Here is a 6007-nt window from a genome sequence, read left to right as displayed (position 1 = left end):
GAGCCAAGAGCCAGGCGCCGACGGGGCCGTCGGCGTCTCGCGTTCACCTCGGCCCGGGGGGCAGTTCACCTAGGCACAAGTGCACCCGGGTGCATTTGCGCAGAGTCTGAGTGCGGAGCCACTCACTCGCCTCGGGCGTACTTCAGAGGGGGCATGCCGGCCGGGCCCTGCTCACGCGGGCCCGCCGGCGGAACGCCAGGCGCCGAGGGGCTGTGCGGGGTAGTCCATGAGTTCCGTCGTCTCGTCGATGACGACGAAGCCGCGTCGCTCGTAGTTTCGCAGCGCCGCCGGGCCGTCGAGGCTGCACGTGTGAACCCAGACGCGTTGCGTCGCCGGCGCCTTATGACGCTCGGCGAGCGTCCAGGCTGCGTCGATGCCATGGGCCAGCAGCGTGCGGCCGAGGCCCCGTCCGATGGCGGTCTCGACGAGTCCGAAGTAGCGAATCTCGACGCTCGCTCGACCACGCGCCTCCGCCGCGCCGACCGGTGTCGGCTGGATCTGCACGTAGCCCGCCGGTTCGCCGCCGACGTACGCGACGTAGGTCTCGGTGCCGGTGACGCCGAGGTCGGCGAGCCACTGCTCGCGCGTCCAGCCGAGGCGGTCGGTCCACGTCCACGGCCCGCCGACGACGGCGTAGAGGTAGCGGGCAAACTCGGGGCTCGGGTTCGGCACCAGGTCGATCCGAACGTCCTCAGGACGGCTCGCCATGTCGTCATGCGGGCCGGATGCGACGTCGGGGGCGTCGGCCGTCGGGGTGCTGACGCAGTGGCCACGCGGCGTGGTGTGCGGGCGCTCGGGCATCTCGAGCGTCCACGTGGTGACGGGGCGCAACGGCATGGTTCTCCTCGATCGGGCGGGTTGACTGGTAGGCGTCACATCATCGGCCTTGCTGCGCCGGGCGGGCCTCGGGTGGACGTCAGACGGACGTGTGGGCGCCGAGGCCTTCGGCCGTCGTCACGACCTTGCGGAGTGCCTTCGTCAGGACGGTGAGTTCGTCGGGCGTCAGGTCGGCGACGAGTTGCTGTTCGCCGGAGTTGAACTGGGGAAACAGCTCCTCCATGAGCGTCATCCCGGCGGGCGTCAGTGACAGGTGCGCGAACCGCTTGTCACTCGACGACTGGGTGCGCTTGAGCCATCCCCGGGCTGAGAGGGTCTTGACGACGCCCGACAGCGTCGCCTTGCTGATGCCGGCGCTCTCGGCGACCTCGCGCGTCTCGGGTTCGCCGTAGATCCACACGCTCCACAGCACGACGAAACCCGTCCACGACAGCTCGTGCGGACGCAGGACGGTGTTCGTCATGTGGTTGCGCGATGCGTTCGCCGCGCGGTGGATGCTGCTGACGGCGTGCATGGCGGCAACATCGATCTTCGCGTCGGCCAGCTTGCTCGAGGCCAGGGTCTCGGTCTCGAGCAGCGTGTGATGACTCGGCATCAGCCCACATTATCTTTCGGATCCGAACAGACGTGGATGACGTCCACCGTGCCCCCGGCCGCGCGAGGTTCTCTCACATCAGATCGGAGCGAATGAGGAAGCGTTTGCCCTCGGGCGCCTCGAGGGAGAAGCCTCCGCCGCGTCCGTCGATGGCGTCGACGGTGAGGTGAGTGTGCTTCCACGTCTCGAACTGTTCCCGGCTCATCCAGAACTCCAACTCGGCATCGTCGCCTGCCACGTCCGGGAGCGTGAACGTGCCGAGCAGGACGTCGGCCTGACCCGTGCGGAACTGTCCTGCCGGGTAACACATCGGGGTCGACCCGTCACAGCACCCGCCGGACTGGTGGAACATGAGACGACCGTGCTCGGCCACGAGCTGGTGCAGCAGAGCGACGGCGTCCGGCGTCAGGGCGACCCGGCTGACGGTCTCTCCGGCCACACCGGCTCGTGACTCGAGGTTCATCACTTGTCCTCGCGCTCCGTCGTGTAGTCGATGACGACGCGCCCGTCGATCTTGCCGTGGTGCATCTCGTCGAACACCGCGTTGATGTCGTCGAGGTTCCGCTTGCTGAACGTCGGGTGGATGAGGCCTCGGGCGTAGAAGTCGAGAGCCTCGACCATGTCCTGCCGGGTGCCGACGATCGATCCGCGGATCGTCAGGCCCTTGAGGACGACGTCGAAGATCGGCGCCGGGAAATCACCCGGAGGAAGACCGTTGAACACGATGGTTCCCCCGCGACGCGCCATGCCGATGGCCTGGCCGAACGCCTTGGGGTGCACCGCCGTGACGAGGACGCCGTGGGCGCCACCGCCTGTGGCGTCGAGGACGGCCTGCGTCGGGTCCTCGACCGCGGCGTTCACCGTGACCTCCGCGCCGTGCTTCTTCGCGAGCTCCAGCTTGTCGTCGGCGACGTCCACGGCGACGATCCGCATGCCCATGGCCTTGGCGTACTGGACGGCGATGTGCCCCAGCCCGCCGATGCCGGAGATGACGACCCACTGCCCGGGGCGCACCTCCGTCACCTTCAGACCCTTGTACACGGTGACGCCGGCGCACAGCACGGGAGCGATCTCGTGGGGGTCCGCGCCCTCGGGGATGCGAGCGGCGAACGTGGCGTCGACGAGCATGTACTGCCCGAACGAGCCGTTGACGCTGTACCCGCCGTTGGTCTGCTCCTCGCACAGCGTCTCCCAGCCGTTGCGGCAGTGTTCACACGTGCCGCACGCGGAGGCGAGCCAGGCGTTGCCCACCATGTCGCCGACGGCGAGTTCGGTGACGCCCTCGCCGAGTTTCTCGACGACGCCGACTCCCTCGTGGCCGGGGATGAACGGCGGTTCGGGCTTGACCGGCCAGTCACCGTCCTTGGCGTGCAGGTCGGTGTGGCACACACCCGATGCGATCAGCTTGACGAGCGCTTGACCCGGCCCGGGTTCCGGCACTTCCACATCCTTGACGTTCAGGTCTTCGCCGAAGACGTCCACGACTGCAGCTTGCATGGTGCTCATGACTCTTCCCTTCGTGTGGTTGCGATCTGATCCGTGATGCGGGTCGGCTCAGAAGAAGCCGAGCTTGTTCTCCGAGTAGGAGACGAGGAGGTTCTTCGTCTGCTGGTAGTGGTCGAGCATCATGAGGTGGTTCTCCCGCCCGATGCCGGAGCTCTTGTAGCCGCCGAACGCGGCGTGTGCCGGGTAGTTGTGGTAGTTGTTCACCCACACGCGGCCCGCCTGGATGTCGCGGCCCGCGCGGTAGGCGGTGTTGCCGTTGCGGGACCACACACCGGCGCCGAGGCCGTAGAGGGTGTCGTTCGCGATCTTCAGCGCCTCGTCGTACGTACCGAACTTCGCCACGGACACGACCGGCCCGAAGATCTCCTCCTGGAAGATCCGCATGTTGTTCGTGCCCTCGAAGATGGTCGGCTCGACGTAGAAACCGCCACCCAGATCGCCGTCCAACTCGGCCTGCCGACCACCGGTGAGCACCTTCGCGCCCTCCTTCTGGCCGATGTCGAGGTAGGAAAGGATCTTCTGCAACTGGTCGTTCGAGGCCTGCGCGCCGATCATCGTCGAGTCGTCGAGCGGGTTGCCGGCCTTGATTTTCTTCGTGCGTTCGACGACGTCGGCCATGAACTGCTCGTAGATCGACTCCTGGACGAGCGCGCGCGACGGGCAGGTGCACACCTCGCCCTGGTTGAGGGCGAAGAGGGTGAAGCCCTCCTGCGCCTTGTCGTAGAACGCGTCGTCCGCCTGCGCGATGTCCTCGAAGAAGATGTTGGGGCTCTTGCCGCCGAGTTCGAGGGTCACCGGGATGAGGTTCTCCGAGGCGTACTGCATGATGAGGCGGCCGGTCGTCGTCTCACCCGTGAACGCGATCTTGCGGATGCGCTTGTTCGACGCGAGCGGCGCTCCGGCCTCGACGCCGAACCCGTTGACGACGTTGACGACACCGGCGGGGATGAGGTCCTCGATCAGTTCGATGAGCACCATGATCGACGCGGGCGTCTGCTCGGCGGGCTTGAGGACGACGCAGTTGCCGGCCGCGAGCGCCGGCGCGAGCTTCCACACGGCCATGAGGATGGGGAAGTTCCACGGAATGATCTGCCCGACGACGCCGAGCGGCTCGTGGAAGTGGTAAGCGACGGTGTCCTCGTCGATCTGCGAGAGGCTGCCTTCCTGCGCGCGGATGGCACCGGCGAAGTAGCGGAAGTGGTCGATCGCGAGGGGGATGTCGGCGTTGAGCGTCTCGCGCACCGGCTTGCCGTTGTCCCACGTCTCCGCGACGGCGATCTTCTCGAGGTTCTCCTCCATCCGGTCGGCGATCCGGTTGAGGATGAGTGCCCGCTCCGCGGGCGAGGTCTTGTTCCACGTCGGTGCCGCCGCCCATGCCGCGTCGAGGGCGGCCTCGATGTCCTCGGCGGTGCCGCGGCCCACCTCGCAGAACGTCTTGCCGGTGACCGGGGTGGGGTTCTCGAAGTACTGCCCCTTCTTCGGCGCGACCCATTCGCCGCCGATGAAGTGCTCGTAGCGCTTCTTGAACTCGACCTTGGAGCCCTCGGTTCCCGGGTTGGCGTAGACCGTCATCGCAGCTTCCTTTCCCTGAGCCCGCGGGATGTGACGCGGGGTTGCGTGATGTGCGTCACGTTACGAAGGGCTGCGTTGCATCAACGTTGCACTGCCCGTGCAACGCGCTCTGCGCGCGTCAGTTCGCCTGGCGCAGACGAGTGTCGAGCTGTTCGAGATGCGTGAGAACGATGGCCCGCTGTGGCGCGCGCGGTGGCAGGACGGTGAGTGCCATGTGCCACGACTCGACGTCATCGGCGGCCTCGGGCAGGTCGAGGTAGCGCAGAAGGGTCTCGGGAGTGGCGTCACTGAGCATCGCTTCGCGTAGCGACCCGGACGTCGAACGCAGCAGGTCGACGACGGGCTCCGCCTCGCTGCGCGTCAGCGAGGCTCCGCGATACAGCTCGAGGGCTTCGTCGTGCTCGCCGCGACGCAGATGCTCCGTGACCTGGACGGCATCAATGAGCAGTGGCCCCGTGAGGCGGTAGGGGCGGCTTTCGAGGTTCGGCGCGCCGGGAATCGTGTCGAGCCGTCGACGAAGCCGCAGCAACTCGCCGCGGATGGTGGCGGGCGGCGTGCCGTCCGGGTAGACGAGGGCCCCGATCTCGTCGGCGCTGAGGCCTTGGGGTTCGAGCGCGAGTGTCGCGAGGAGTTCGGCGTGGCGGTCGGTGAGTGCGTGGGTGGCCGTACCCGTTTCGATGCAGGGGCGGCCGTGGTGGACGAGACGCAGCCGCGCGCTCGTGTGCGGTGGAGGGGCGACCGGCACCCCGGCGAGGCGAAGTTCACGAGCGGCCGCGGCCGCGGTGGCCTGCACGAGTGCGAGGGTGCGCCGGTCTGCCGCAGCGTCACCTCCCGTCACGTCGAGAGCGCCGAGCACCTCGCCGGTGACGGGGTCGACGAGCGGCGCCGCGGAGCAGCTGAACGGGTGGACGTCCGGGCGCGTGTGCTCCTCGCGATGGATCGAGACCGCCTCGCCGCGGGCCACAGCTCGGCCCGGCGCGTTCGTGCCGACCTGCGCCTCCGACCAGTTCGCCCCCGCGGTGAAGCCGATGCTCTCGGCGCGGCTGCGGGCGCGGGAGTCTCCGTCGACGTAGTGCAGGCGTGCCTCGCGGTCCGCGATGGCGATGACGAGACCCTCGTCGCGTGCCGTCGCGCTCAACAGCGAACTGACGAGGGGGATCGCGTCGGCGAGCCGAGCGTGGACGCAGCCGGGGCCGCACCCGCAGGCGCAACCCCGTGGACGGGATTTGTGCCGCATCCCTTCCCCTCTCGTAGTGACCCACCTCACACTACACCCGTCCGGGGTGGGGTGGGTCGGCGGCGTGACGCTGCGTGCCGTGTGTCCACGAACTCATCTGCGACGCAGGCTGCCGCCCTTCGCGTCCGCCTGGCTCACACGAGACGTTCAAGCGTCTCGCCGCCGTTCCAGACGACGCCGATCTGCCGGTAGTAGCCGCCGATGATCTCGTCGACCTCCAGGGCGGCGAGTTCCTCCGTGGGCGATTCGAACAGGCGCAG

General features: G+C 68.1%; 6 protein-coding genes. All 6 read right to left on the bottom strand.

Translation table 11 applies throughout. The features are described from left to right. Positions 1-171 precede the first annotated feature (171 nt). Positions 172-837 (bottom strand): GNAT family N-acetyltransferase, encoded by a 666-nt coding sequence (locus tag B2284_RS05935; protein ID WP_006946994.1) that lies wholly within the window; start codon positions 835-837, stop codon positions 172-174. Between the two features lie 79 nt (positions 838-916). Next, entirely contained in the window at positions 917-1432 is a 516-nt protein-coding gene (locus B2284_RS05930) for a MarR family winged helix-turn-helix transcriptional regulator (RefSeq protein ID WP_006946992.1), read from the bottom strand. 73 nt (positions 1433-1505) lie between these two features. Continuing rightward, complete coding sequence (locus B2284_RS05925; protein WP_006946990.1) at positions 1506-1895, bottom strand: DUF779 domain-containing protein; 390 nt, start codon at positions 1893-1895, stop codon at positions 1506-1508. Next, a complete protein-coding gene (gene adhP, locus B2284_RS05920) occupies positions 1895-2938 on the bottom strand; it encodes an alcohol dehydrogenase AdhP (protein ID WP_074045879.1) in 1044 nt (347 codons plus the stop codon). The genes B2284_RS05925 and adhP overlap by 1 nt, the downstream gene beginning before the upstream one ends. 48 nt (positions 2939-2986) lie before the next feature. Then, positions 2987-4510, bottom strand: a complete 1524-nt coding sequence (gene exaC / locus B2284_RS05915; RefSeq protein WP_074045880.1) for an acetaldehyde dehydrogenase ExaC — start codon at positions 4508-4510, stop codon at positions 2987-2989. A gap of 118 nt (positions 4511-4628) precedes the next feature. Continuing rightward, positions 4629-5648, bottom strand: coding sequence for a GAF domain-containing protein (locus B2284_RS05910; protein ID WP_050786604.1), 1020 nt, complete (start codon positions 5646-5648; stop codon positions 4629-4631). Positions 5649-6007: the final 359 nt, after the last annotated feature.

The sequence above is a fragment of the Dermacoccus sp. UBA1591 genome (genome assembly GCF_002322065.1).
GTDB classification, from domain to species: Bacteria; Actinomycetota; Actinomycetes; order Actinomycetales; family Dermatophilaceae; genus Dermacoccus; species Dermacoccus nishinomiyaensis.
This window is presented reverse-complemented; position numbering and strand designations above follow the sequence as displayed.

Bases quoted from the DNA above. Each gene is read 5' to 3' on its own strand.
- B2284_RS05935 (WP_006946994.1), bottom strand. From the start codon at position 837: ATGCCGTTGCGCCCCGTCACCACGTGGACGCTCGAGATGCCCGAGCGC.
- B2284_RS05930 (WP_006946992.1), bottom strand. From the start codon at position 1,432: ATGCCGAGTCATCACACGCTGCTCGAGACCGAGACCCTGGCCTCGAGC.
- B2284_RS05925 (WP_006946990.1), bottom strand. From the start codon at position 1,895: ATGAACCTCGAGTCACGAGCCGGTGTGGCCGGAGAGACCGTCAGCCGG.
- adhP (WP_074045879.1), bottom strand. From the start codon at position 2,938: ATGAGCACCATGCAAGCTGCAGTCGTGGACGTCTTCGGCGAAGACCTG.
- exaC (WP_074045880.1), bottom strand. From the start codon at position 4,510: ATGACGGTCTACGCCAACCCGGGAACCGAGGGCTCCAAGGTCGAGTTC.